At 68.7% G+C, this 25,445-nt stretch carries 30 protein-coding genes; 21 read left to right on the top strand and 9 right to left on the bottom strand.

Annotated elements, in window-relative coordinates; all coding sequences use genetic code 11:
- The first annotated feature begins 49 nt into the window (after positions 1-49).
- The 5 genes from AC1ECW_RS14210 to AC1ECW_RS14190 are packed head-to-tail and all read left to right on the top strand — an operon-like array spanning position 50 to position 3,327.
- Entirely contained in the window at positions 50-1,006 is a 957-nt protein-coding gene (locus AC1ECW_RS14210; protein WP_481202110.1) for a branched-chain amino acid ABC transporter permease, read from the top strand.
- Positions 1,003-1,770 carry an ABC transporter ATP-binding protein gene (locus AC1ECW_RS14205; RefSeq protein ID WP_481202088.1) on the top strand — a complete coding sequence of 256 codons (768 nt, stop codon included), beginning with the start codon at positions 1,003-1,005 and terminating at the stop codon, positions 1,768-1,770. Before AC1ECW_RS14210 ends, AC1ECW_RS14205 begins: the two co-directional genes overlap by 4 nt.
- Positions 1,767-2,477, top strand: a complete 711-nt coding sequence (locus AC1ECW_RS14200) for an ABC transporter ATP-binding protein (RefSeq protein WP_409706875.1) — start codon at positions 1,767-1,769, stop codon at positions 2,475-2,477. The genes AC1ECW_RS14205 and AC1ECW_RS14200 overlap by 4 nt, the downstream gene beginning before the upstream one ends.
- A gap of 8 nt (positions 2,478-2,485) precedes the next feature.
- Positions 2,486-2,935, top strand: a complete 450-nt coding sequence (locus AC1ECW_RS14195; protein ID WP_409706878.1) for an acyl-CoA thioesterase — start codon at positions 2,486-2,488, stop codon at positions 2,933-2,935.
- The gene (locus tag AC1ECW_RS14190) at positions 2,932-3,327 is read left to right on the top strand and encodes a RidA family protein (protein ID WP_409706880.1); all 396 of its coding nucleotides are present in this window, start codon (positions 2,932-2,934) and stop codon (positions 3,325-3,327) included. The genes AC1ECW_RS14195 and AC1ECW_RS14190 overlap by 4 nt, the downstream gene beginning before the upstream one ends.
- A 7-nt stretch (positions 3,328-3,334) precedes the next feature.
- On the opposite strand, the gene adk is transcribed toward AC1ECW_RS14190, so the two are convergent.
- The 6 genes from adk to AC1ECW_RS14160 all read right to left on the bottom strand — a co-directional run bounded on the left by adk (position 3,335) and on the right by AC1ECW_RS14160 (position 7,224).
- Positions 3,335-3,988 carry an adenylate kinase gene (adk, locus tag AC1ECW_RS14185; RefSeq protein ID WP_409706883.1) on the bottom strand — a complete coding sequence of 218 codons (654 nt, stop codon included), beginning with the start codon at positions 3,986-3,988 and terminating at the stop codon, positions 3,335-3,337.
- A 129-nt stretch (positions 3,989-4,117) separates the two neighbouring features.
- Complete coding sequence (gene kdsB, locus AC1ECW_RS14180; protein WP_409706886.1) at positions 4,118-4,873, bottom strand: 3-deoxy-manno-octulosonate cytidylyltransferase; 756 nt, start codon at positions 4,871-4,873, stop codon at positions 4,118-4,120.
- Entirely contained in the window at positions 4,870-5,070 is a 201-nt protein-coding gene (locus tag AC1ECW_RS14175; RefSeq protein ID WP_481202087.1) for a Trm112 family protein, read from the bottom strand. Before AC1ECW_RS14175 ends, kdsB begins: the two co-directional genes overlap by 4 nt.
- The gene (lpxK, locus tag AC1ECW_RS14170; protein ID WP_481202086.1) at positions 5,055-6,119 is read right to left on the bottom strand and encodes a tetraacyldisaccharide 4'-kinase; all 1,065 of its coding nucleotides are present in this window, start codon (positions 6,117-6,119) and stop codon (positions 5,055-5,057) included. The genes AC1ECW_RS14175 and lpxK overlap by 16 nt, the downstream gene beginning before the upstream one ends.
- Positions 6,120-6,145: 26 nt before the next feature.
- Complete coding sequence (locus AC1ECW_RS14165; RefSeq protein WP_481202085.1) at positions 6,146-6,571, bottom strand: ExbD/TolR family protein; 426 nt, start codon at positions 6,569-6,571, stop codon at positions 6,146-6,148.
- A gap of 26 nt (positions 6,572-6,597) precedes the next feature.
- Positions 6,598-7,224: a MotA/TolQ/ExbB proton channel family protein gene (locus tag AC1ECW_RS14160; RefSeq protein ID WP_409710589.1), complete on the bottom strand. Its 627-nt coding sequence runs from the start codon at positions 7,222-7,224 to the stop codon at positions 6,598-6,600.
- 365 nt (positions 7,225-7,589) lie between these two features.
- Here AC1ECW_RS14160 and xseA point away from each other — a divergent pair, with 365 nt between their 5' ends.
- From xseA to AC1ECW_RS14140, 4 genes are all read left to right on the top strand, one after another.
- Positions 7,590-8,888: an exodeoxyribonuclease VII large subunit gene (gene xseA / locus AC1ECW_RS14155; RefSeq protein ID WP_481202084.1), complete on the top strand. Its 1,299-nt coding sequence runs from the start codon at positions 7,590-7,592 to the stop codon at positions 8,886-8,888.
- A gap of 114 nt (positions 8,889-9,002) precedes the next feature.
- A complete protein-coding gene (locus AC1ECW_RS14150; RefSeq protein ID WP_409709552.1) occupies positions 9,003-9,584 on the top strand; it encodes a superoxide dismutase in 582 nt (193 codons plus the stop codon).
- A 104-nt stretch (positions 9,585-9,688) separates the two neighbouring features.
- Positions 9,689-10,381, top strand: a complete 693-nt coding sequence (locus AC1ECW_RS14145; protein WP_409709549.1) for a response regulator — start codon at positions 9,689-9,691, stop codon at positions 10,379-10,381.
- 4 nt (positions 10,382-10,385) lie between these two features.
- Positions 10,386-11,834 (top strand): sensor histidine kinase, encoded by a 1,449-nt coding sequence (locus AC1ECW_RS14140; RefSeq protein WP_409709546.1) that lies wholly within the window; start codon positions 10,386-10,388, stop codon positions 11,832-11,834.
- Positions 11,835-11,848: 14 nt separating this feature from the next.
- Here AC1ECW_RS14140 and AC1ECW_RS14135 read toward each other — a convergent pair whose 3' ends face one another.
- Positions 11,849-12,346, bottom strand: a complete 498-nt coding sequence (locus AC1ECW_RS14135; RefSeq protein ID WP_409709558.1) for a DUF192 domain-containing protein — start codon at positions 12,344-12,346, stop codon at positions 11,849-11,851.
- Between the two features lie 64 nt (positions 12,347-12,410).
- Here AC1ECW_RS14135 and AC1ECW_RS14130 point away from each other — a divergent pair, with 64 nt between their 5' ends.
- The 9 genes from AC1ECW_RS14130 to AC1ECW_RS14090 all read left to right on the top strand — a co-directional run bounded on the left by AC1ECW_RS14130 (position 12,411) and on the right by AC1ECW_RS14090 (position 20,326).
- Entirely contained in the window at positions 12,411-14,798 is a 2,388-nt protein-coding gene (locus tag AC1ECW_RS14130) for a heavy metal translocating P-type ATPase (protein ID WP_481202109.1), read from the top strand.
- A 9-nt stretch (positions 14,799-14,807) separates the two neighbouring features.
- Positions 14,808-15,008 carry a cbb3-type cytochrome oxidase assembly protein CcoS gene (gene ccoS / locus AC1ECW_RS14125; protein ID WP_481202083.1) on the top strand — a complete coding sequence of 67 codons (201 nt, stop codon included), beginning with the start codon at positions 14,808-14,810 and terminating at the stop codon, positions 15,006-15,008.
- 28 nt (positions 15,009-15,036) lie between these two features.
- Positions 15,037-16,488 (top strand): cytochrome-c oxidase, cbb3-type subunit I, encoded by a 1,452-nt coding sequence (gene ccoN / locus AC1ECW_RS14120; RefSeq protein WP_409704627.1) that lies wholly within the window; start codon positions 15,037-15,039, stop codon positions 16,486-16,488.
- Positions 16,489-16,518: 30 nt separating this feature from the next.
- Positions 16,519-17,148 (top strand): cytochrome-c oxidase, cbb3-type subunit II, encoded by a 630-nt coding sequence (ccoO, locus tag AC1ECW_RS14115; RefSeq protein WP_481202082.1) that lies wholly within the window; start codon positions 16,519-16,521, stop codon positions 17,146-17,148.
- A gap of 16 nt (positions 17,149-17,164) precedes the next feature.
- Entirely contained in the window at positions 17,165-17,302 is a 138-nt protein-coding gene (locus AC1ECW_RS14110) for a cbb3-type cytochrome oxidase subunit 3 (protein WP_409704637.1), read from the top strand.
- Between the two features lie 19 nt (positions 17,303-17,321).
- Positions 17,322-18,236, top strand: a complete 915-nt coding sequence (gene ccoP, locus AC1ECW_RS14105; protein WP_481202081.1) for a cytochrome-c oxidase, cbb3-type subunit III — start codon at positions 17,322-17,324, stop codon at positions 18,234-18,236.
- A gap of 94 nt (positions 18,237-18,330) precedes the next feature.
- A complete protein-coding gene (ccoG, locus tag AC1ECW_RS14100) occupies positions 18,331-19,722 on the top strand; it encodes a cytochrome c oxidase accessory protein CcoG (RefSeq protein WP_409704635.1) in 1,392 nt (463 codons plus the stop codon).
- 23 nt (positions 19,723-19,745) lie between these two features.
- A complete protein-coding gene (locus AC1ECW_RS14095) occupies positions 19,746-20,039 on the top strand; it encodes a hypothetical protein (RefSeq protein WP_409704621.1) in 294 nt (97 codons plus the stop codon).
- A gap of 44 nt (positions 20,040-20,083) precedes the next feature.
- On the top strand, positions 20,084-20,326 hold the full coding sequence (locus tag AC1ECW_RS14090) for a hypothetical protein (protein WP_409704619.1): 243 nt from the start codon (positions 20,084-20,086) through the stop codon (positions 20,324-20,326).
- A 16-nt stretch (positions 20,327-20,342) separates the two neighbouring features.
- On the opposite strand, the gene fnr is transcribed toward AC1ECW_RS14090, so the two are convergent.
- A complete protein-coding gene (fnr, locus tag AC1ECW_RS14085) occupies positions 20,343-21,089 on the bottom strand; it encodes a fumarate/nitrate reduction transcriptional regulator Fnr (protein ID WP_409704617.1) in 747 nt (248 codons plus the stop codon).
- Between the two features lie 241 nt (positions 21,090-21,330).
- Between fnr and hemN the strand changes: the two genes are divergently transcribed.
- The 3 genes from hemN (at position 21,331) to icd (ending at position 24,813) form a co-directional block, all read left to right on the top strand.
- On the top strand, positions 21,331-22,737 hold the full coding sequence (gene hemN / locus AC1ECW_RS14080) for an oxygen-independent coproporphyrinogen III oxidase (RefSeq protein WP_481202080.1): 1,407 nt from the start codon (positions 21,331-21,333) through the stop codon (positions 22,735-22,737).
- 2 nt (positions 22,738-22,739) lie between these two features.
- Positions 22,740-23,420 carry a sulfite exporter TauE/SafE family protein gene (locus tag AC1ECW_RS14075; protein WP_481202079.1) on the top strand — a complete coding sequence of 227 codons (681 nt, stop codon included), beginning with the start codon at positions 22,740-22,742 and terminating at the stop codon, positions 23,418-23,420.
- Between the two features lie 139 nt (positions 23,421-23,559).
- The gene (icd, locus tag AC1ECW_RS14070) at positions 23,560-24,813 is read left to right on the top strand and encodes an NADP-dependent isocitrate dehydrogenase (RefSeq protein WP_409704611.1); all 1,254 of its coding nucleotides are present in this window, start codon (positions 23,560-23,562) and stop codon (positions 24,811-24,813) included.
- Positions 24,814-25,115: 302 nt separating this feature from the next.
- Here the strand turns inward: icd and AC1ECW_RS14065 are convergent, their stop codons facing one another.
- Positions 25,116-25,421, bottom strand: coding sequence for a cold-shock protein (locus AC1ECW_RS14065; RefSeq protein ID WP_481202078.1), 306 nt, complete (start codon positions 25,419-25,421; stop codon positions 25,116-25,118).
- Between the last annotated feature and the right edge of the window lie 24 nt (positions 25,422-25,445).

Below are 25,445 nucleotides of genomic sequence, written 5' to 3'. Positions count from 1 at the left end.
GACCACCGCGCCGCTGGCGAGCCAGCCCCCCTCCCGCAGCGTGCCGCCGATGCCGCCCGCGGGGCTGCTCGACCATCCGCTGCACCTGCGCTGGGCCCTGCCGCTGCTGGCGGTGCTTGTGGCGTTTCCGCTGGTCGCCCAGGCCCTGGACGAAGCCTTCTACATCAGCCTGGGCAGCCGCATCCTCATCCTGGCCCTGGCCGCGACCAGCCTCAACCTCATCCTCGGCTTCGGCGGCATGGTGAGCTTCGGCCACGCCGCCTTCGTGGGCATCGGCGCCTACACCGTGGGCATTGCGATGGTTCACGGCGTGGTCTCGGGCTGGGTGACCTGGCCCTTGGCGACCGTGATGGGCGGCCTGTTCGCCCTGGTGATCGGGGCGATCAGTCTGCGCACGCGCGGCGTGTACTTCATCATGATCACGCTGGCCTTTGCGCAGATGCTCTTCTACGTGATGATCTCGCTGCGCGACTACGGCGGCGAGGACGGCCTGCCGCTGCCGCAGCGCTCCGAGCTGGGCCTGGGACTGAACCTGCGCGACGACCTGCACTTCTACTACGTGGTGCTTGCCCTTTTCGCTGCCTGCTTTCTCTTCATCTGGCGAGTGCTCAATGCCCGTTTCGGTCATGTGCTGCAGGCCCAGCGCGAGAACGAGACTCGTATGGCGGCCATCGGCTTTGCTGTGTACCGCTACAAGCTCGTCGCCTTCGCGCTGGCCGGGGCCATCGCCGGCTTGGCCGGGGCGCTGATGGCCAACCAGAGCGGCATCGTCAGCCCGGCGCTGATGAGCTGGCAGCAGTCCGGGGCGCTGATGATCATGGTCATCCTCGGTGGGGTGGGCCATCTGTACGGCGGCTTCGTCGGTGCCGTGGTCTTCCTGCTGCTGGAGGAGATCGCGCTGGGCTACACCATCCATTGGCAGTTCGGCGTTGGGGCGGTGTTGTTGCTCGTGGTGCTGGTGGCTCCGCGGGGCCTGATGGGTCTGTTCACGAAGGAGTCGCGATGAGCGCACCGGCGCTGCTCGAACTCAAGGGCCTGATCAAGCGCTTCGGCGGCCTGACGGCGACCGATCAGGCCAGCCTGGAGGTGCTGCCCGGCGAGGTGCATGCGTTGATCGGCCCCAACGGGGCCGGCAAGACCACGCTGATCCACCAGATCTCGGGCGCGCTGGCGCCCGATGCCGGCCGGATCGTCTTCGATGGCCAGGACATCACGCACCTGCCGATGCATGAACGTGTGCTGCGCGGCCTGGTGCGTTCCTACCAGATCACCAGCATCTTCAGGCGCCTGAGCGTGCTCGACAACCTGGCTCTGGCTGTGCAGGCCCGGCAGGGCTCGAGCTTGCGCTTGTGGCGGCGGGCCCGCGAGGAGCATGCCCGTTACGAGGAGGCTGCCGCCATCGCGCAGCGCGTGGGGCTGGGGGCGCGCTTGGGCGCCCTGGCCGGGGCCCTGGCCCATGGCGAGCAGCGCCAGCTCGAGGTGGGGCTGGCGGTGGCTACGCGGCCCAAGCTGCTGCTGCTGGACGAGCCCATGGCCGGCATGGGACCGGAGGAGTCCGAGCAGATGGTGGCCCTGCTGCAAAGCCTGCGCCGCGAGCTGACCGTGCTGCTCGTGGAGCACGACATGGACGCGGTCTTCCGCCTGGCCGACCGCATCTCCACCCTGGTGTCGGGTCGCATCATCGCCAGCGGCAGCCCGCAGGCCATCCGCGAGCACCCCGAGGTGAAGCGGGCCTACCTGGGCGACGAGCTCGAGGAGATCGGGACATGAGTGCTTTGCTGGAAGTCCGCGGCCTGGAGACCGCCTACGGCAGCAGCCAGGTGCTCTTCGGCATCGATCTGTCCATGACCGCCGGCGAGGTGGCCACGCTGCTGGGCCGCAACGGCATGGGCAAGACCACCACGGTGCGGTCGATCCTGGGCCTGGTGCGTGCAAAAGGGGGGGAGGTGCGCTTCCTCGGCGAGCGCATCGACGGCCGCGACCCCGACCGCATCGCGCGCATGGGCCTGGCCGTGGTGCCCGAGGGCCGGCAGATCTTTCCCAACCTCACGGTGCAGGAGAACTTGCTGGCGTTTGCGGCCAACCGCTGCGCCGCGAAGGACCCGTGGACGCTCGAGCGCGTCTACACCCTCTTTCCCCGCTTGAAGGAGCGTGCCGCCAACATGGGCAACCAACTCTCCGGTGGCGAGCAACAGATGCTGGCCATCGGCCGGGCCTTGATGACCAACCCGCGCCTGCTGGTGCTCGACGAAGCCACCGAGGGCCTGGCCCCACTGATCCGCGAGGAGATCTGGCGCTGCCTGGCCGCCCTGCGTGACCAGGGGCAGACCATCCTCGTGATCGACAAATACGTGCAGCGTCTGATGCGCCTGGCCGACCGCCACACCATCATCGAGCGCGGCCGGGTGGTCTGGCAGGGCGATTCGCAGCAGCTCGGGGCCGACCCGGCGCTGTGGCACCGCTACATCGGGGTGTGAGGGCCGTCATGCCAGCGATCGCGCAGCGCCATGCCTTCGAGCGCGAGCAGCCCATCCGCTTCTCGCACTGCGACCCGGCCGGACTGGTGTTCTTCCCCCAATACCTGGTCATGTTCAACCAACTGGTCGAGGACTGGTTCACCGAGGCCCTGGGCCTGCCCTATGCCGAGATCCTGGGCGAGCGTCGCACGGGATTGCCCACGGTCAGCCTGGCCTGCGACTTCACCGCCCCCAGCCGCATGGGCGAGGTCGTGACGCTGGGGCTGTCGCTCGAGCGCGTGGGCGGAGCCTCGATCGGTCTGCGCCTGGGCGTGCGCCGCGGCGACGAAGCCCGCGTCACGGCCCGCCAGGTGCTGGTCACCACATCGCTCGACACCCATCGCGCCATGCCCATTCCCGAGGACATGCGACGCGCGCTGATGGGCTTTGCGCCCCGACAACACGGAGATCGGACATGAAGATCCTGCAACCCCCGGGCTGGCCGCGCCCGAAGGGCTATGCCAACGGTGTGGCCGTGCGCGGCCAGATGGTGTTCGTCGCCGGCATGATCGGCTGGGACGCCGAGGGCCGCTTCCACACCGACGACCTGGCCGGCCAGGTGCGACAGGCTCTGGCCAACATCGTCGCGGTGCTGGCCGAGGCGGGCGCCAGGCCCGAGCACATCGTGCGCATGACTTGGTACGTGACCGACAAGCGCGAGTACCTCGCGCAGCAGCGCGAGATCGGCCAGGCCTACAAGGAACTCATCGGCAGCTACAACGCCGCGATGACCGCCATCGAGGTGTCGGCCCTCGTCGAGGACCGTGCCAAGGTCGAGATCGAAGTGACGGCGGTGATCCCTGACGCCTGAGGCCGGTTCAGGCCAGGGCCGCGAGGGCTCGCGCGGTGATGTCCTCGACCGACCCCAGGCCCTCGATGCGCCGGTACTTCGGGGCCTGCGGGTCGCCGGTGGCGGCCCACTGCGAGTAGTAGTCGACCAGCGGACGGGTCTGGCTCTGGTAGACCTGCAAGCGCTTGCGCACGGTGTCTTCCTTGTCGTCGTCACGCTGAATCAGGTCCTCGCCGGTCACGTCGTCCTTGCCCGGCACCTTGGGTGGGTTGTACTTGACGTGGTAGGTGCGGCCCGAGGGCGCGTGCACGCGCCGTCCGCTCATGCGTTCGATGATGGCCTCGTCGGGCACGTCGATCTCGAGCACGTAGTCGAGCTTGACGCCGGCGGCCTTCATCGCATCGGCCTGCGGAATGGTGCGGGGAAAGCCGTCGAAGAGGAAGCCGTTGGCGCAGTCGGGCTGGGCGATGCGTTCCTTGACCAGGCCGATGATGATGTCGTCGCTCACCAGGCCTCCGGCGTCCATGACCTTCTTGGCTTCCAGGCCCAGGGGCGTGCCGGCCTTGACGGCCGCACGCAGCATGTCGCCGGTGGAGATCTGCGGAATGCCGAACTTCTGGCAGATGAATGCGGCTTGCGTGCCTTTGCCTGCGCCCGGTGCGCCCAAGAGTATCAATCGCATGGGGATCCTTTGGAAAATGCCGTACCGGGCGCGAGACGCCCGGCACCAGTTGCGGGCGAGGATATCACGGGGTCCCCTGCGCGAAACTGACGCGCCCGACAGGGGTTTCCCCGTGATGGCCCAGGGTGTTCAGCCGCCCAGCAGCGCCCGCACGCGCTCCAGGTCCTCGGGGGTGTCCACGCCCGGGCCGGGCAGCGTCTCGCTCACGTGCACCGCAATGCGCTCGCCGTGCCACAGCACGCGCAGCTGCTCCAGCGATTCGATCTGCTCCAGCGGGCTGGGCGGCAGCAGGGGGAAGCGCCGCAGGTAGCCCGCGTGATAGCCATAGATGCCGATGTGGCGCAAGGGCGCCGGACGGCTCAGCGTGTGGATGCCCTGGGCGTAGCCGTCGCGCCACCAGGGCAGGGGCGCGCGCGAGAAGTACAGCGCACGCCCGTCGGCATCGCACACCAGCTTGACCACGTTGGGGTTCGTGAACTCGGCCGGTGAGCTGATCTCGTGGGCGGCGGTGCTCATCACGCAGTCCTCGCGCATCAGCAGCGCTGCCGCCGTCGCATCGATCAGGGCCGGGTCGATCAGCGGTTCGTCGCCCTGCACGTTCACGACCACGTCGTGGCCGTCCAGGCCCAGCCGTTCGCAGGCCTCGGCCAGGCGGTCGCTGCCAGTGGGGTGGTCGCTGCGCGTCAGCAGGGCCTGCACGCCATGGGCCTCGCAGGCGCGCACGATGTCGGGATGATCGGCCGCCACCACGACCTGGTGGGCCTCGCTGGCCTGCGCCTGGCGTGCCACGCGCACCACCATCGGCATTCCGGCGATCTCGGCCAGGGGCTTGCGGGGCAGGCGGGTGGAGGCCAGCCGCGCGGGGATGAGGACAGTGAAGCTCACGGGGTGTCGACCTCGGCTGGCGTCGTGACAGGGCCATCGAGCGTGCGCGCTTCGCCCTCGAGCATCACCGGGATGCCGTCACGGATCGGGTAGGCCAGGCGGTCGGCCTTGCAGATCAGTTCATGCGCCTGGCGGTCGTGTTCCAGCGGCCCCTTGCACAAAGGGCACACCAGCAGTTCCATCAATCGGGTGTCCATCGGCGGTCTTCCTGCGCCGCCTGTGCGGCGCGAACGCCCTGCAGCCGGCGTTGCAAGGCCAAGTGATAGTGCGGATCGGGCTCGAAGTCTAGCGCGACCACATGCAGCCGGGGGTCGTCGGCCAGCGCCGAGCCGGGGGGCAGCTTGACGGCATCCTTCTCGGTCAACAGCACCACCTCGGCCGGATGGTCCGCCCAGGGCGCCTCGGTGTAGACATGGTGGTCGGCCAGCGCGAGTGTCTCCACCTGCAGTCCGGCGGCGCGCAGCATGCCGAAATAGCGCTGCGGATGGGCGATGCCGGCCACGGCCAGCACCCGAGCGCCGGCCAGCGCGGGCAGGGGCCGTCCCGCGCGGGCGCCCGACCACCAGGCGGCCAGCGGGATCGCCGGGCCCAGGGCCCGCCGTGCCAGCCAGCCCGGGCGCGTCGTGGATGGGGCCGGGGCGTTGTAGAGCACCAGATCGGCGCGGCGGCCGGCATCGTCGCGCAGCGGCCCGGCCGGCAGCCACCAGCCGTTGCCGATGCCGCGCTCATCGAACACCAGCACCTCGATGTCGCGTGCCAGGCGGGGGTGCTGCAGGCCGTCGTCGCAGACGATCACGGTGAGGTCGGGATGACGGGCCAGCAGCAAGCGGCAGGCGGCCACGCGGTCGCGGCCCACCACCACCGGTGCGCCGGTGCGCAGCCGCATCAGCAGAGGTTCGTCGCCCACCTGCGTCGCGGGGCTGTCCGGGGTGACCTCGCACAGCCCCCGGCCGGTCCGCCCGTAGCCCCGCGACACGATGCCCGGGTGCTCGCCGGCGGCCTGCAGCGCGCGCACCGTGGCGATCACCGTCGGGGTCTTGCCTGCACCGCCGGCCACCACGTTGCCCACGACGATCACGGGGCAGGGCAGGCGTTCGGTGCGCCGCAAGCCCCAGGCGTGGGCGCGGCCATGCAGTGTGGCCAGCGCCCGGTACAGGCACGACAGCGGCCACAGCAGGCAAGCCAGCGCGCTGCGCCGGGTCCATGCCGCCTGCAGGCGTGTCGAGACCCTGACAGACACGGGCATGGGCGCGCGCGCGGGGCTGACGGTCTTCAGCGGCCCCGCGCGGGCTCGCTCAGCCGGGTCGCGAAGGTCAGCTGGTTCAAACCCGCCCGCCGCGAGGCGTCCATCACGTTGACCACGCTCTGGTGGGCGGCGTTGGCATCGGCCGAGATCACCACCACGGCCTCGGTGCCGCCGGCCGCGGCACGCAGCTCGGCGGCCAGCAGATCCACCGCACGGCCGTCCACGACGCGCCGGTTGACGGCGTACTGGCCATCGGCCGAGACCGAGACGATCACCTCCCGGGGGTGGTCGCGCGGGGGCTGCGCGTCGGCCACCGGCAGGTTCACCTGCAGTTCGGCGAACTTGGAGTAGGTGGTCGTGAGCATCAGGAAGATGAGGATCACCAACAGCACGTCGATGAACGGAATGAGCGCGATCTCCGGCTCTTCCATGCGGCGGTGGTGAAAGTTCATCTTCTTCACAGGCGGCCTTTGCGGTCTCAACGCTGGACGGTGAAGCGCATCAGGTGGGGCACCATGCGTTCGGCGGCCTGCTCGAAGTCCAGCACGTATTCATCGACCTTGCCGCGGAAGTAACGGTAGAACATCAGCGAGGGGATCGCGATGATCAGCGCGAAGGCCGTGTTGTACAGCGCGATCGAGATGCCGTGGGCGAGCTGCTGCGGGTTGCCACCGGTGGCGCCGCCTTGCGAGGCGAAGATCTCGATCATGCCGATCACCGTGCCGAGCAGGCCCAGCAACGGCGCCGCCGCGGCGATGGTGCCCAATGTGTTCAGGTAGCGCTCCATCGTGTGGGCGGCGGCCCGGCCGGCGGTCTCGAAGGCGATGCGCAGGTTGGATTCGCTGATGCGCGGCTCGGCGATGACGCTGCGCAGCCCGGCGGCCAGCACCTGCCCCAGCAGTGAACTGGCGGCCAGCTTGTTCACCACCTCGGGCGAGGGCAGGCTGGCCCGGGTGACCGACAGGACCTCGTCCAGCAGCTTGGGCGGGGCGATGCGCGAGGCGCGCAGGCTGGAGAAACGTTCGATGATCAAGGCCAGGGCCACGATGGAACACGCGATGAGCGGCCAGATCGGCCAGCCGGCGGCTTGTATGATCGAAAACAACGAGCATCCTCCTCGCGGGGTGAGGGTCCTGGGGGCACAACGGGGGCGATTATGACCCCAAGCGCCGGGACGGCGACCCGATCGGCCGTGAGGTGCTGCACATCCGCGACGTCCCCCGTGGTTCGACCGGCCGGTCATCCACGAATCTTGTGGATAACTTTGTGGGAAACCTGGGGCGAGCCCCCGCAAAGTGGCCCAGCGACGAGGCTTCCGACAGATTGCTGCATCCGTGAGCACTGAAAAACATCATCAAATCAACGAGTTGCGACGACATGACAAGGCGATGACAGCGACAACGCCTCGCAAAGCCTTGTCTGGCGCGGCTGTGGAGTTTTAACCCCGCATCGAGCTTGGGAATCCAGCGCATGTCCTTCCTCGACTCCCCAAGTGGCCTGGGCCCGCGCGGCCCCTGGCGGGTGGCGGCCCTGCTGCGGGCCATCGCCGACCATCTGCAGGCCCGCTTCGGCGCGGTCACGGTGCAAGGCGAACTGTCCAGCTTCACGCGCGCGCCCAGTGGGCATTGCTATTTCGCCCTCAAGGACGACGACTCGCCCGAGCCGGCCCTGATCCGCGGGGCGATGTTCCGTCGCGCAGCCGCGATGCTCGATTTCCAGCCACGGGAAGGGCAGTGGGTGGAGATCCGTGGCCGGCTGGCCGTCTACGACGCCCGGGGCGACCTGCAGCTCGTGGCCGAGAGCATGCGCCCGGCCGGGCAGGGCGCGCTGTACGAGCAGTTCCTGCGCCTGAAGGCCCGCCTGGAGGCCGAGGGTCTGTTCGATGCGGCGCGCAAGCGACCGCTGCCTCGTTTCGTCTCGCGCGTGGGGCTGGTGACCTCGCTGGGCGCTGCGGCGCTGCACGACATGCTCACGGCCCTGCGGCGCCGGGCCCCCCATGTCGAGGTCATCGTCTATCCGGCCGCCGTGCAGGGCGAGGCCGCGGCGCGCGAGCTGGTGCAGGCGCTGGCGCTGGCGTCGCGCCGCCGCGAGGTGGACGTGCTCATCGTCGGCCGTGGCGGCGGGTCACTGGAGGACTTGTGGGCCTTCAACGACGAAGGCCTGGCGCGTGCGATCGCGGCCAGCCCCATCCCGGTGGTCAGCGCCGTGGGGCACGAGACCGATGTGTGCATCGCCGACTTCGCGGCGGACCTGCGGGCGCCCACACCCACCGCCGCGGCCGAGCTGGTGGCGCCCTCGCGCGACGAATGCCTCGCCCAACTGGCGGGCCTGGCACACCGTTTGCGCTCGGGGCTGGGCCGGCGGCTGGAGGCGCTCGCCCAGCGCCTGGACCAAGCCACCTTGCGCCTGGCCCGCCCCGGCCAGGTGCTGGCGCGCCGGCGCTCGCAACTGGACGTGCTTGGCCAGCGTCTGGCCGCAGCGCCCGGTCAGCACCTGCGCCTGGCGCGCGAGCGCCAAGGCCCGCTGGCGCGTCGTCTGGCGCGTGCCGTGGACGTGCGCTGCCAGGCGGCCGTGCAGCGGCTGGCCGCGCTGCAGGCCCGGCTGGTGGCCCTCGATCCGCAGCGCGTGCTGCAGCGAGGCTATGCCTATCTCACCGATCCGCGGGGCAGGGCGCTGGTGTCGGTGCAGCAGGTCCAGGTGGGCGACATGGTGCATGCGGTGCTCGCCGACGGCCGGCTGGTCTCGCAGGTGCGCGAGCGCCAGCCCTGACCCCGCGCCTCGTGCGGTTGCACCCGAGGGCGGCAGCGGGCAGACCCTGCAGTGCCTACAATCCTTGAACCCAGTCCCCCGACAACATCTCCCACAAACCGAAAGGACGACACGATGGAACACACCCTGCCCGCGCTCCCGTATGCGATCGACGCCCTGGCTCCCCACATCAGCAAGGAGACGCTGGAGTTCCACCACGGCAAGCATCACAACGCCTACGTGGTGAACCTGAACAACCTGATCAAGGGCACCGAGTTCGAGTCGATGTCGCTGGAGGACATCATCCGCAAGTCCAGTGGGGGCGTGTTCAACAACGCGGCCCAGATCTGGAACCACACCTTCTTCTGGCACAGCATGAAGCCGGGTGGTGGTGGCGAACCCAAGGGCAAGCTGGCCGAGGCGATCAACGCCAAGTGGGGCAGCTTTGCCGCGTTCAAGGACGCCTTCACCAAGGCGGCCGTGGGCAACTTCGGCTCGGGCTGGACCTGGCTGGTCAAGAAGCCCGACGGCAGCGTCGACATCGTCAACACCAGCAATGCCGGCACCCCGCTGACCACCGCCGACAAGGCCCTGCTCACGATCGACGTGTGGGAACACGCCTACTACATCGACTACCGCAACCTGCGCCCGAAGTTCGTCGAGACCTTCCTGAGCTCGCTGGCCAACTGGGACTTCGCCGAAGCCAACTTCGCCTGAGGCCGTTGCCTGCTGCCTGGAAGAGCCGGCCGCGGGCCGGCTCTTTCGCTTGACGGCGCACAATACGGGGCTCGAGCCCTGCGTTTCCTGCCCTTTGCACGACGATGAGAATCCTGCTGGTCGAAGACGACCCGGCCCTGTCGCTGGGAGTGGCCCGCGCGCTGCAGCGCGAGGGCTGGCATGTGGACACCCTGGGCGACGGCGCGGCCGCCTCTGCCGAGGGCCTGATCGACCAGTACGACCTGGCCGTGCTGGACCTGGGCCTGCCCCGTCGTGACGGCATGGAGGTGCTGCGCACCTGGCGCGGCCGCGGGGCGCACCTGCCCGTGCTCATCCTCAGCGCCCGTGATGAGCTGTCCGATCGCCTCCAGGGCCTGGATGGCGGAGCCGACGACTACCTCGTCAAACCCTTCGACGTGCCCGAGCTGGTCGCTCGCATCCGCGCGCTGCAGCGCCGGGCCGCGGGCCGCATCGACGACCGCCTCGTGCTGGGCGAGCTCGAGCTGGACGTGCGCCATCGCGAGTTGCGCTACCGCGGCCAGCGTGTGCACCTGAGCCCGCGCGAGCAGGCCCTCACCGAGCTGCTGATGGCCCGTGCCGGCCGCGTGGTGCCCAAGGAGCACATCGTCTCCACGCTGTCGAGCTGGGAGACCGATTTCAGCGAGAACTCGGTCGAGGTCTACATCCACCGCCTGCGCAAGCGCTTTGCCGACCTGGGCGTGGTGATCCGCACCGTGCGCGGCTTCGGCTACCTGATGGAGATCGAAGCGGCCGCGCCCGAGGCGCCGCCGGCCTGAGACCGTGGGCATTCCCGACCCGCCCAGCCTGGGGCGCGAGCCGACAGCCCCGGTCAAGCCCAACCGCAGCCTGCGTGCCCAGTTGCTGCGGCCGCTGATGTGGGGGTGGCTGTTGGTGGCCCTGATCGCTGCCTGGGGGGCCTACCGGCTCGCGCAGTTTGCCGGCGACACCGCCTACGACCAGACCCTTCAGGACGAGGCCGGCGCGATCGCCACCCAGGTCTACTGGACCGACCGCGGCCCCTTGCTCGAACTGAGCGTGCAGGCCCAGCAACTGCTGGCACGCGACAGTGCCGACCGCAATGCCTACATGGTGATCGACGAGATGGGTCAGATCCTGGCCGGTTCGAGCAACCTGCCCATGCCCGAGAACATCGATGCCAGCTTCACAGCCCCCCAGCTTTTCGATGCCAGCTATCTCGGCGAACCCGTGCGCGGCGCGATCTACTCGATCCGCTCGCCCATGCTCGACCAGGTGGTGTCCATCGTCGTCGTCGAGACGCGCCGGCGTCGGCGGGAGCTCGAACGCGAGATCCAACTGGCCGTGCTGCTGCCCACCGTGGCGCTGGGCCTGCTGACCTTCGGGCTGCTGCACTGGGGCATCCGCCGCGGGGTGGCCCCGCTGCGGCGCGTGGCCGCGGCCGTGGAGGCGCGTGACCCGCGCGACCTGCAACCCCTGCCGCTGCAGGGCGTGCCGGCCGAGGCCGTGCCGCTGATCGAGCGCATCAACGTGCTGCTGGCCAACGTCGATCGTGCGGTCCGGCAGCAGCGCCGCTTCGTGGCCGATGCGGCCCACCAGTTGCGCACCCCTGTGGCCGGGGTGCGCGTTCTGGCCCAGGCGCTGCAGCACGAATGGCGCAGCGGCGGCGAGGCGGCGCCCGGGCTGCTGCGTGAACTCGTGGCCAGCAGCGAGCGCATGGGGCGGCTCGTCTCGCAGCTGCTCAACCTTGCCCGTTCGGAGTCGGCCTTGCGCGACGGTCCGGCGGCCCTGGAGTCCGTGGACGTCGTGGCGGCGGTGCGCGAGGCGGCCGAACCTCTGGCGCTGCGGGCCAGCCGCGAGGGGCGCGTGTTCGACCTGCAGGTGCCGGCCCAGGCCTGTCGAGCCCGGGCTCACCCCGTGTGGCTGGGCGAGGTGGTCTCCAACCTGCTGGACAACGCGCTGCGCCATGGCGGCGTGCACGTGCGCCTGGCCGTGCAGGCTGAGCCCGGCGGGGTCGGCATCGAGGTGTTCGACGACGGCCCCGGCATCCCGGCCGATCAGCGCGAGCTCGTCTTCGAGCCCTTCTGGCGGGCCGAGCGCTCCGACACGCGAGGTTCGGAAGGCGCCGGTCTGGGGTTGGCGATCGTCAGGGACGTGGTGCACGCCATGGGCGGCCGCATCGAACTGCACAGCCGCCCCGAATTCGAGGGCACACGCTTTCGCGTTTGGCTGCCCCTTGCCAGCCGCGGCTAGGAAAGCGCTGACGTTCAGCGCGCCGGTGGTGCGATCGGCCCGCCCTGGATGCGCATGCCCGGCTTGATGCCGCGCCGGGCGAACCAGCCCTGGTTCATCTCCAGTGCCAGCCGCACCGGCTCGTCGGAGCAGTGCGAGTCGAGCGTTTGCGGCTGCATGTCGGCGATGTTGACGATGCGCCCGTCGTCGGCCAGGAAGGCGATCGACAGCGGGATCAGCGTGTTCTTCATCCAGAAGCACTGCACCGCTGGGGTCTCGAAGACGAAGAGCATGCCCTCGTGGGGGGCCATCTCCTTGCGGTGCATCAAGCCAATCGCGCGCTGCTCGGGCGTGCGCGCGACTTCGGCCGAGATCGCATGGAAGCCCGCGCGCAGCGGCACGCTGGGCAACTTCTGGCCGGCCTCCTGGGCCCAGGCCGTCGCGGCCAGGGCCAGGCCGACGAGGCCCGCAGCGAAACGCCGCCAGGCCGGGACTGGGTGGGCTTGCAAGGCAGGCAACTTGATCTGGATCATGATGCGCACGGTGGAAAGACCCTAGATTGTCGTCGTGCCTGCAGCCGATGTCGACCTGCGGGTCATGGATCCAGCCGAGATGTCCAGCGCCGACGACCCCGCCCACCCGCCTCCTGCCGCGTGTGTCCTTCCCGACCAGGAAGCGGTGGCCTGGGACGATCCGCTGGAGCAGGCGCGCTTCACCCAAGCCGTGCCCGATCAGGCCGGCGGGCCGGGCCGCCGGCGCTCGGCGCTGATCATCGAGGGCATGGACTGTGCGGCCTGCTCGGTCCAGGTCGAGCAGGCTCTGCTGCGCCTGCCCGGCGTGATCGACGCCGAGGTCAACCCCGCCTCGCGCCGTGCGAGCGTCCTGTGGGACCCCGACCGCGTACAAGCCTCCATGATCGCCCGGGCGGTCGCCGATGCCGGCTACCGCGCCTACCCCGCCATGTCGGTGCAGGCCGAGGCCGACCGCCGCCGCGAGGAGCGACTGGCGCTGTGGCGGCTCTTCGTCGCCGGCTTTTGCATGATGCAGGTGATGATGTATGCGGTGCCCACTTATGGGGTGGCACCCAGCGGCAGCCAGGACATGAGCGGCGACATCTGGCAGTTGCTGCAATGGGCGAGCTGGCTGCTGAGCATCCCGGTCCTGCTGTTTTCTGCCGGGCCCTTCCTGCAAGGTGCCTGGCGCGACCTGCGTGCACGGCGCATCGGCATGGACGTGCCGGTGGCCCTGGGCATCGTCGTCACCTTCATCGCCAGCACCGGCGCAACCTTCGACCCCGGCGGCCTGTTCGGCGAGGAGGTCTACTTCGACTCGCTCACGATGTTCGTCTTCTTCCTGCTGGGCGGGCGCTACCTGGTGCTGCGCTCCCACAGCGCCACGGCCGGGGCCCTGGAGGCCTTGATGCAGCGCCTGCCCGAGACCGTGGAGCGCGAGTCGGCCGATGGCCGCCTGGAAACACTGCCAGTGTCGCGCCTGCAAGCCGGAGACCGGGTGCGGGTGCGTGCCGGCCAGGCCTTCCCGGCCGACGGTCACATCGAGGCCGGCACGGCCTGGGTGGACGAGGCCCTGCTGACCGGAGAATCCGCCGCGCAGGAGCGTGGGCCGGGGCAAGCGGTCGTGGCCGGCAGCTTCAACCTCTCGGCCCCGGTGTGGGTGCGCGTCGAACGGGTGGGGCGCGACACCCGCTATGCCCGCATCGTCGAGTTGATGCAGCGCGCCGCCACCGAGCGCCCGGCCTTCGTGCAGGCCGTCGATCGCATCGCCGGGCCCTTCCTGTGGGCGGTGCTGGCAGCGGCCGCCCTGTGTGCGCTCGCCTGGGCCTTCATCGACCCCGGCCGCAGCGTCTGGGTGGCCGTGGCCGTGCTCATCGTCACCTGTCCGTGCGCGTTGTCGCTGGCCACGCCGTCGGCGCTGCTCAGCGCCGCCGGCGCACTGGCACGCCGCGGGGTGCTGTTGCAGCGGCTCCAGGCCCTGGAGGCGCTGGCCGAGGCCCGGGTCTTCGTCTTTGACAAGACGGGCACCCTCACCGAGGACCGTCTCGAACTGGACCGCTGCGACGTGCTCGACGGGCGCTGGTCGCGCGAACAGGCCCTGGCCCATGCGGCGGCCCTGGCCCAGGCCTCGCTGCACCCGGTGTCGCGGGCCTTGGTCGAGGCCGCCGGGCCCGACGGCCGCGCTGCCAGCCTGCGCGACGTTCGCGAGCGGGCCGGTTGCGGGCTGGAGGGGCATGATGCGCAGGGCCGGGCCTGGCGCCTGGGCTCGCTCAGCCATGCGCGCGCGGCAGACCCGGCCTCGCCCGCTGCACCCGGCCGCGCCGGCGCGGGGCCCGAAGCCTGGCTGAGCGTTGACGGGACGCTCGTGGCCCGCTTCGAGCTGAGCGAACGCCTGCGGCCCGATGCCCACGCCACGATCGCCGCCCTGCGCGCGCAGGGCCTGGAAACCGTCCTGCTCTCGGGCGACCGGCCCGAGGCGGCGCAGGCCTTGGCCCACGCACTGGGCATGGACCGCTGGCATGGTGGGGCCCGGCCGGAGGACAAACTCGCACTGGTGCGCCAGGCCCAGGCCCAAGGCCACAAGCTGGCCATGGTGGGCGATGGCGTGAACGACGGCCCGGTGCTGGCCCAGGCCGATGTCTCCCTGGCGATGGGGCAGGGGGCGGCCCTGGCGAGAGCCCAGGCCGACCTCACGCTGATGAGCGGACGCCTGGCCGACATCGTGGCCGCCTGGTCGATGGCGCGGCGCACCGTGCGCATCATCCGCCAGAACCTCGCCTGGGCGGCGGCCTACAACGCCGTTGGCATCCCGATGGCGGCGCTCGGCTGGATGCCTCCCTGGCTGGCCGGTCTGGGGATGGCCGCCAGTTCGGTCCTCGTGGTCGCCAACGCCTGGCGCCTGAGCCGTCCCGACGGCAGGGCCGAGCCCCCGGTGCCGCTGGCCATCGCGCCGGCCCCCGCCACCGGCTCCTGAGGACTCGCCATGGACATCCTTTACCTCCTCGTGCCCCTGTCGGTCGTGCTGGTGCTGCTCATCCTGGGCCTGTTTGCCTGGGCCCTGCACAGCGGCCAGTTCGACAACGTGGAGCGCGAAGGCGAACGCATCCTCTGGGATGACGCGCCCCCTGCCACGAAGGCGGTTGATGCCGATCAAGCTGCGGCAACGATCCGTCCGGAACAATGACCCTACTGACTTCCAGGAGAGAGGCCTCATGTCTTCTTCATCGACGTTCTCCGCGGCCCAGGCGGCGAACTACAACGACACCGTGGTGCGGCAGTTTTCCATTGCCGCCATCGTGTGGGGCGTGGTCGGGATGCTGGTGGGCGTGTGGATTGCCGCCCAACTGGCCTGGCCGGAACTGAACTTCGGCATCCCCTGGCTCAGCTACGGCCGGCTGCGTCCGCTGCACACCAATGCAGTGATCTTTGCCTTCGGCGGCAGCGCACTGTTCGCCACCAGCTACTACATCGTGCAGCGCACCTGCCAGGTGCGGCTGATCTCCGACAAGCTGGCGGCCTTCACCTTCTGGGGCTGGCAGGCCGTCATCGTGGCCGCGGCGGTCTCGCTGCCCCTGGGCTACACCAGCGGCAAGGAATACGCCGAGCTGGAATGGCCGATCGACATCCTCATCACCCTGGTGTGGGTGGCCTACGCCGTGGTGTTCTTCGGCACCATCGGCATCCGCAAGGTGCGCCACATCTATGTGGCCAACTGGTTCTTCGGCGGCTTCATCCTGGCCGTGGCCTTGCTGCACCTGGTCAACAGCGCGGCCATGCCGGTGAGTTTCATGAAGAGCTATTCGGCGTACGCTGGCGTGCAAGACGCCATGGTGCAGTGGTGGTACGGCCACAACGCCGTGGGCTTCTTCCTGACGGCCGGCTTCCTCGGGATGATGTACTACTTCATCCCCAAGCAGGCCGAGCGCCCGGTGTACAGCTACCGACTGTCCATCGTGCACTTCTGGGCCCTGATCTTCACCTACATGTGGGCGGGCCCCCACCATCTGCACTACACCGCGCTGCCCGACTGGGCGCAAAGCGTGGGCATGTTGTTCTCGCTCATCCTGCTGGCGCCCAGCTGGGGCGGCATGATCAACGGGATCATGACCCTCTCGGGAGCCTGGCACAAGCTGCGTGACGACCCCATTCTGAAGTTCCTGATCGTCTCGCTGTCTTTCTACGGCATGAGCACCTTCGAGGGCCCGATGATGTCGATCAAGACCGTCAATGCACTGAGCCACTACACCGACTGGACGGTGGGTCACGTGCACTCCGGCGCGTTGGGTTGGGTGGGCCTGATCACGATGGGCTCGTTGTATTACCTCGTGCCGCGCCTGTTCGGCCGCAAGCAGATGTACAGCGTGCGCGCCATCGAGCTGCACTTCTGGATCGCCACCATTGGCATCGTGCTCTACATCGCGGCGATGTGGATCGCCGGCGTCATGCAGGGCCTGATGTGGCGCGCCGTCAACCCCGACGGCACGCTCACCTACAGCTTCGTCGAAAGCGTGAAGGCCACCTATCCCTTCTACGTGATCCGGCTGCTGGGCGGCATCCTCTACCTCGCCGGCATGGGCGTGATGGCCTGGAACGTGGTGATGACCGTGCGCAACGGCCGTCCGTCCGAGGTCGCCATTCCGGCGATGAAGCCTGCGGCGGCCTGAGGCCCGGACCCAAGAGAACAAGGAATCATCATGGCTGACTCCCACAACAAGCCCGGCTTCTTCACCCACGAAAGAATCGAGACCAACAACTTCCTGATGATCGTGCTGATCATCCTGGTGGTGTCGGTCGGCGGCCTGGTCGAGATCGTGCCGCTGTTCTTCCAGCGCTCCACCACCCAGGCGGTCGAGGGCCTGAAGCCCTACACCCCGCTGCAACTGGTGGGCCGCGACATCTACGTCCGCGAGGGCTGCTATGGCTGCCACTCGCAGATGGTGCGCCCTTTCCGCGCCGAGACGCTGCGCTACGGTCCGTACTCCACGGCCGGCGAGTTCGTCTACGACCACCCCTTCCAGTGGGGCAGCAAGCGCACCGGCCCCGACCTGCACCGCGTGGGCGGCCGCTACAGCGACGAATGGCACCGCATCCACCTGATCAACCCGCGCGACCTGGTGCCCGAGTCCAACATGCCTGCTTACCCCTGGCTGGACAAGACCGTGCTCGACCCCCAGGACGCTGCGCCTCGCATGCGCGCCCTGCGCCGCCTGGGCGTGCCCTACAGCGATGAGGAAATTGCCAAGTCGAGCGACGAGCTCAAGGGCAAGACCGAGATGGATGCCGTGATCGCCTACCTCCAGGTGCTCGGCACCGCCATGAAGTGAGGGACCGACGATGGACATCGACGTGAACGACCTGCGCATCATCGTGACGGTGGTGTCGCTACTGACCTTCATCGGCATCTGCGGCTGGGCCTATGCCCGCCGCAACCGGGAGCGCTTCGACGAGGCCGCCCGACTGCCCTTCCAATCCGAATAGCCCAAGCCGGGACGTCAACATGAGCGATTTCTTCAACGACGGCTGGTCGACCTTCATCGCCGTCACCACCATCGTCAGCATCGTCGCCTGCCTGGTGCTGCTGCTGGTGGCGTCCAAGCGCAAGGTCATGGCCCATGACAACACGACCGGCCATGTCTGGGACGGCGACCTCAAGGAGCTGAACAATCCTCTGCCGCGCTGGTGGATGGGTCTGTTCGTCATCACCATCGTGTTCTCGGCGGTCTATCTGGTCTTCTATCCGGGCCTGGGCAGCTACCCGGGCACCTGGGGCTGGTCGCAGGCCGGCCAGTACGAGAGCGAGATGGCCAAGGCAACAGCCCAGCTCGAGCCCGTGTATGCCCAGTTCGAAGGCAAGGAGGCCGAGGCACTTGTGGCCGATCCGCAGGCCATGGGCATCGGCGAGCGCCTGTACGTGAACTGGTGCGCCCAGTGCCACGGGTCTGACGCCCGCGGCAGTCGGGGCTTCCCCAACCTCACCGATGGGGACTGGCTGTGGGGAGGCTCGCATGAGGCCATCAAGACCACCATCGCCCAGGGCCGCACGGGGGTGATGCCCCCGATGGGGCAGGCCGTGGGCGGCGGCGAGAACGTGCGCAACGTGGCCCACTACGTGATGAGCCTGTCGGGCAGCCCGCACGACCCCATCGCCGCCCAGCTCGGCCGCGCCAAGTTTGGCGTGTGCGCTGCCTGCCACGGCGCCGACGGCAAGGGCAACCCCACCATGGGGGCCCCCAACCTCACCGACCGCATCTGGCTGCACGGCTGGGGAGAGCAGGCCATCATGAACATCATCACCAACGGCAAGACCAATGTGATGCCGCCGCATGCCGGCAAACTCACCGAGCCGCAGATTCACGTGCTGGCCGCTTACGTCTGGGGCCTGTCACGCACCGGCGCCGCCTCATCCCGCTGACCCCTCGCATCGACGGTTCCCTTCCTTGAGCAGCACCGAATCACGGGTCATCCCGATCCAGCCCGCGCCCGAGGACGGCGACGCCGCCAGCCAGATGGTGTCGCTGTACCAGAAGCAGGAGAAGATCTACGCCCGCGCCGTCCACGGCTGGTTTGCCGCGTGGCGCTGGGCGCTGGTGTGGATCACCCAGCTCGTCTTTTATGGGCTGCCCTGGCTGGAATGGAACGAACGACAGGCGGTGCTCTTCGACCTGGCTGCACGGCGCTTCTACATCTTCGGACTGGTCCTGTACCCTCAGGACTTCATCTACCTCGCGGCGCTGCTGATCATCAGCGCCTACGCGCTGTTCCTCTTCACGGCGGTGGGCGGGCGACTGTGGTGCGGCTATGCCTGCCCGCAGACGGTGTACACCGAGATCTACATGTGGGTGGAGCGCAGGATCGAGGGCGACCGCACCGCGCGCATGCGGCTCGACCAGGGCCCATGGACCCTCGAAAAGCTCTGGCGCAAGACCGCCAAGCAGGCCGTGTGGATCGCCATCGGCCTGTGGACCGGCTTCACCTTCGTCGGCTACTTCACGCCGATCCGGGAGCTCGGCGCGTCGGTCCTCAGCCTGGGCCTGGGGCCCTGGGAATGGTTCTGGATCCTTTTCTACGGCTTGGCCACCTACGGCAATGCCGGCTACCTGCGCGAGCAGGTGTGCAAGTACATGTGTCCCTACGCGCGCTTCCAGAGTGCGATGTTCGACCGGGACACCATGATCATCACCTACGATGAGGCCCGAGGCGAACCGCGTGGCTCGCGCCCCCGCAAGGCCGATCCGAAGCAGCTCGGACTGGGCCACTGCATCGACTGCACCCTGTGCGTTCAAGTCTGCCCCACCGGCATCGACATCCGCAAGGGCCTGCAGTACGAGTGCATCGGCTGCGCTGCCTGCATCGATGTATGCAACGGCGTGATGGACAAGATGAACTACCCGCGTGGGCTGATCCGCTACTCCACCCAGAACGGCATGGCCCAAGGCTGGACGCGGGCCCAGATGTTCAGGCGGGTGCTGCGCCCGCGGGTGCTCGTCTACACCGCCATCCTCGCACTCATCAGCGCCGCCTTCGTCGGCAGCCTGGTGCTGCGCAGCCCCTTCAAGGTGGACGTGATCCGCGATCGCGGGGCGCTGGCGCGCATCGTCGAGGACGGCTACATCGAAAACGTCTATCGTCTGCAGATCATGAACGCGCTCGAGCAGCCTCAGCGATACCGGGTCAGCGTGTCCGGCCTGGAAGGCCTGCGCGTGGTCTCCGAACCGCAAATCGAGGTGGACAGTGCGGCCGCGCGCTGGCTGGCCGTGCGCGTCCAGTTGCCGCCGCACCATGCCGAGCCGCTGCGCGGCCGCTCCAGTCCGATCGAGTTCCGCATCGATCGCCTGGCCCAGGGCGACGAGCCCGAGCGCAGCGTGAATGAGCGATCCACGTTCCTGGTGCCGCGTTGAGTGGCCCACCCGAGGAGAATCCCATGCGCCGACCACTTGCCAAGCATCCCGACCCCCGGCCGCCGGCTGCGCCGTGGTGGCGTGAACCGACGATGTGGCTGGTGGTTGGCGGGCCGCTGGCCGTCGTAGCCGCCTGTGTCGTCACGATCATCCTGGCCATCGGGCACCCCGACCCGGTGCTGCAGCGCGGGCCCGCCGCGACCGCGGCTTCCGGCGCTGGCACTGGCGGGCAGGGCGACCTCAGGCTGATGCCCGCGCACCAGGCACGCAACCACACCGCCACGCCCGTCTCGGCCCTGCCGGGCCGAGGCGAATGAGACGGCCGGTGGCGCACTCTTTCCCCCGGCAAGGCGAGCGGGCGATGAAACTGTCCTGGATGAGCATCCTCTGGCCAGCCTTCCTGATGGCCGGCGTCGTCGAGATGGTGGTGTTCGCGATGGTCGATCCGCAGGACCTGCACTGGTTCGGCGGCGCCCCGGTCGACCTCTCGGCCTCGGCGGTCTATTCGCTGGCCTTCTTTTTCTTCTGGGCAGCCTTCATTGTGGCCGGCGCGATGATGCAGATGCTGGCCCGCCCGCCGGAGCGAGGGCGCGAGGGCGCCTGAACCCGGCGCGCGCGGCTCAGCAGGTGCTGTGGTTGATGAGGCGGCGCAAACCGTCCTCGTCCAGGATGCGGATCTGGCGCTGCTTGACCTCCAGCAGGCCGTCTTCCTGAAACTTCGAGAAGGTGCGGCTGACCGTCTCCAGCTTCAGGCCCAGGTAACTGCCGATCTCCTCGCGGGTCATGCGCAGAATCAGCGAGGAGGGTGAAAAGCCTCGCGCCTGCAGGCGCTGCGTGAGGTTGAGCAGGAAGGCCGCCAGCCGCTCCTCAGCGCGCATGCTGCCCAGCAGCAGCATCACGCCATGGTCGCGCACGATCTCACGGCTCATGATCTTGTGGAACGAACTCTGCAACTCCGTGAACTCACGTGAGAGATGTTCGAGCTGCTGGTAGGGGATCACGCAGACCTGCGAATCCTCCAGCGCCACCGCGTCGCAGGTGTGCCGGTCCTGGCTGATGGCATCCAGCCCCAGCAGCTCCCCGGCCATCTGGAAGCCCGTGACCTGGTCGCGCCCGTCCTCCGAGGACACCCGTGTCTTGAAGAAGCCCGTACGCACGGCATACAGCGACTGGAATGGGTCGCCGGCATGGAACAGAGCCTCGCCGCGCTTGACGCTGCGGCGCGAGGCCACCATGTGATCCAGCTTCTCGAGGTTGGGGCGTGACAGGCCCACCGGCAGACACAGCTCGCGCAAATTGCAGCTCGAGCAGGCGACCTTGAGGGTTTCGAGTTTGATCATGCGCGTCGGCCTCTCCTTGACGTTCATTATGGACCCCTGGGCGTCCCCAGACACGCTTCGGGACCGGATGTTCCCGCCGGCAGGTCGCGAAGTCCGGGCGGTGGCGCAGGCCGAGGGGGCCCAGAAGGGCGCCAGGCCGGTGTCGGGGGTCGTGTCGAGCGACATGATTGATGCTCCTCAGGCAATGCAACCGATTGTTCAGGAGCCCCCCCGGCAGGGACTTGAGCAAGATCAAGTCCCGCGCCGATGGCTCTGGCACAGTGCCGCCATGACGCCCGACCCCGCCCTGCCGATCTCCCCCGACGTCTTGCAACGTTTCGACGTTCCCGGGCCCCGTTACACCTCCTACCCCACGGCCGACCGCTTCGTCGAAGCCTTCGGGCCGGCCCAGCTCGAGCAGGCCCTGGCCCAACGGGCGGGTGGGGTGGGCCCCCTGGGCGGGCGGCGGGCGGCGTTGTCTTTGTACGTGCACATTCCGTTTTGCGAGTCGGTGTGCTACTACTGCGCCTGCAACAAGATCATCACCCGCCATCACGAGCGGGCGGCCGAATACCTCGATGCCCTGGAGCGCGAGATCGGGCTGTATGTCGACGCCCTGGGTCGTGAGCAGCCGGTCAGCCAGCTTCACCTCGGTGGGGGCACGCCCACCTTTCTCAGCGACGAGGAGCTGGCAAGGCTGATGCAGAGCCTGCGCTCGGCCTTCCGGCTGGTACCCGGCGGAGAGTACAGCATCGAGGTCGATCCCCGCACCGTCTCGCCTGAGCGGCTGTCCCGCCTGGTATCCCTCGGCTTCAACCGCATCAGCCTGGGCGTCCAGGATTTCGATCCCGAGGTACAGAAGGCGGTGCATCGCGTGCAGGCCTTCGACAGCGTCGCCGGGCTGATCGAGCGCGCGCGCGAGCTCGGCATCGAATCGGTCAACGCCGACCTGATCTACGGGCTGCCTCGTCAGACCGCGGCCTCCTTTGCCCGCACGCTGGAGCTCATCGGCCAATTGCGCCCCGACCGCATCGCACTGTACGGCTATGCCCACCTGCCGGCGCGCTTCAAGCCGCAGCGGCGCATCCAGGCCGCGGAGCTGCCCGGTGCGGCGGACAAGCTGGCCATGCTGTCTGCGGCCATCGCGAGCTTTGCCCGGGCCGGCTACGACTACATCGGCATGGATCACTTTGCCCTGCACACCGATGCACTCGCCGTGGCCAAACGCCAGGGCCGGCTGCACCGCAATTTCCAGGGCTACAGCACCCAGCCCGATTCCGACCTGATCGCCCTGGGCGTGTCGGCGATCGGCCGGCTGGGCAGCCACTACAGCCAGAATGCGAAAACCCTGCCCGAGTACTACGATGCCCTGCGCCAGGGCCAGTTTCCGGTGGCGCGCGGCCTGGCACTCACCCGCGACGACCTCGTACGCCGGGCGGTCATCATGGCGCTGATGTGCCAGGGCCACGTCGCCTTCGAGTCGATCGAGCTGTCCTACCTGATCGACTTCCGCCGCTATTTCGCCGCCGAGCTGGCCCAGCTCGAGCCGATGGCCGAACAGGGGCTGTTGCGCATCGAAGCCGACGGCCTCCACGTGTCACCGGCCGGGTGGTACGTCGTGCGCGGCATTGCGATGGTCTTTGACAAATACCTGCAGGCCGAACGCAGCCGCGAGCGCTTTTCACGCATCATTTGAGGATGAACTCCGCCTTGCTGTTCAGCGCCTGGCTGATGGGCCTGGCCGGCAGCGTGCACTGCACGGCGATGTGCGGTGCCGCCACGCTGGCCATCGGTCGCACCGGAGCGCGTCTGTGGGCGTTCCAGGCCGGGCGCCTGCTGGGCTATGGCGCGGCTGGCGCGCTGGCGGCCGGCGCGGTGCAGGCCTTGCAGTGGGGGGCTGCGCAGGTCAGCGTGCTCAAGCCCTTCTGGGCCATGTTCCATGTGGCGGTGATCACGCTGGGGCTGGCCCTGCTGTGGCGGGGCCGTCAGCCGTATTGGCTCGACGCTCTGGCCCATCGCGTCTGGCAGCGCCTGCGCCACGCCAGCCTGGGAGGGTGGCTCGCGCACGGCGCAGCCGTTCCGCTGGCTGCCGGCCTGCTGTGGGTGCTGCTGCCCTGCGGCTTGCTGTACTCGGCCCTGATGGTGGCGGCCCTTGGGTCCTCCGTGGCCGAAGGGGCCGCGGTGATGCTGGCCTTCGCGCTGGGTTCCGCGTTGGGCCTGCAGGCCGTGGCGCTGGCCTGGCAGCGCCTGCGCGGACAAGCCTTGGCGGTCCGGGGAACCTGGGCGGTGCGTGCCGCCGGCGCGATCCTGGCCGCCACCTCGGCCTGGGCGCTGGGGCATGGCCTGTGGATGAGCTTTGGCGCACCGGTGTGCCGATGAGTCTGTGCGAATGGCGCCTGGACACCGCGCCGGCCCGGTGGCGCACCCCGTCGGCCAGGCACGCGCTGGCTTAGAATCGAACGTCTAAAACACACCCTCACCCCGAGTTTTCCATTCGGTTTTGCGCGGAGCTTGCGACATGTACCAGCACATCAAGGTGCCCGAGGGCGGGCAGAAGATCACCGTCAACAAGGACTTCTCGCTCAACGTGCCCGACAACCCCATCATTCCCTACATCGAGGGCGATGGCACCGGCTTCGATATCACGCCCGTGATGATCAAGGTGGTGGATGCGGCGGTGGCCAAGGCCTACGGCGGCAAGCGCAAGATCCACTGGATGGAAATCTACGCCGGCGAAAAGTCCACCAAGGTCTACGGGCCTGACGTCTGGCTGCCCGAGGAGACCCTGCAGGTCCTGAAGGACTATGTCGTTTCGATCAAGGGCCCGCTGACCACCCCGGTGGGCGGCGGCATCCGTTCGCTCAACGTGGCGCTGCGCCAGGAGCTCGACCTGTACGTCTGCCTGCGCCCGGTGCGCTACTTCAAGGGGGTGCCCTCGCCGTTGAAGGAGCCCGAAAAAACCGACATGGTGATCTTCCGCGAGAACTCCGAGGACATCTATGCCGGCATCGAATGGGCGGCCGAGTCCGAGCAGGCCAAGAAAGTGATCGCCTTCTTGCAAAAGGAGATGGGCGTCAAGAAGATCCGCTTCCCCGAGACCTCGGGCATCGGCATCAAGCCTGTGTCGCGCGAAGGCACCGAGCGCCTGGTCCGCAAGGCGATCCAGTACGCCATCGACAACGACAAGCCCTCGGTGACCCTGGTTCACAAGGGCAACATCATGAAGTTCACTGAGGGCAGCTTCCGCGACTGGGGCTACGCCCTGGCCCAGAAGGAGTTCGGCGCCGAACCGATCGATGGCGGCCCGTGGTGCAAGTTCAAGAACCCGAAGACGGGCAAGGACATCGTCATCAAGGACGCCATCGCCGACGCCTTCTTGCAGCAGATCCTGCTGCGTCCGGCCGAGTACTCGGTGATCGCCACGTTGAACCTCAACGGCGACTACATCTCCGATGCGCTGGCCGCGCAGGTGGGCGGTATCGGCATTGCCCCGGGCGCCAACCTGTCCGACTCGGTGGCCATGTTCGAGGCCACCCATGGCACCGCGCCCAAGTATGCCGGCAAGGACTACGTCAACCCCGGGTCCGAGATCCTCTCGGCCGAGATGATGCTGCGCCACATGGGCTGGACCGAGGCGGCCGACCTCATCATCAGCTCGATGGAAAAAGCCATCCTGAGCAAGAAGGTCACTTACGACTTCGCCCGCTTGCTCGACGGCGCCACCCAGGTGAGCTGCTCGGGCTTCGGTCAGGTCATGATCGACCACATGTAAGAAGCCCCCGCGGCCCAGACCGCGCGTTGGCCCCTGGCGGGCCGTCCAAGGCCTCCGCCCGTCACACGGGTCGGGGGCCTTGTCGCTGATGCAGGCCGGGATGAGGTGGGCTGAGACTGACGGGGGCGCCCGATGGGGCCTGGGCGAGGCCCGGCCGGCACCGTGGGGCCTCGGACCCGCCGGAACCCGGGTGTCAAAATGAAATCCGGCTGGCCGGCCTGCCAACCCTGTCAGCCGCCGGCGGGAAGATGACCCAAGCCCTGCGAGACGGCGAGGCGCCCGCGCGCGGCCGTCGGGGCTGCTCAGTCGGTGGCGTGCGACGCGCTACGCTGACGGGGCGGACGGGCCTGCGACTCCATCGCCGGCAGGTCACCGCCAACCTCGCGCGCCAGCCCACGGCTCGGTGGCGGGTCCAGCGGCTGGATGTTCTGCGCCAGCATGCCCTTGGGCCCCTGGACCAGGTCGAAAGCCACCCGGGCGCCTTGCTTGAGGGTGCGGAAACCCTCCATCTGGATGGCGGTGAAATGGGCGAACACGTCGTCCCCCCCGCCTTCGGGCTCGATGAATCCGAAACCCTTGGCGTCATTGAACCATTTGACGGTACCCATTCCCATGGGACTCCCCCTCGGTTT

The sequence above is a fragment of the Caldimonas hydrothermalis genome (assembly GCF_056746695.1).
Note: the sequence above shows the minus strand (reverse complement) of the source record. Positions and strands in the feature narration are given on the sequence as shown.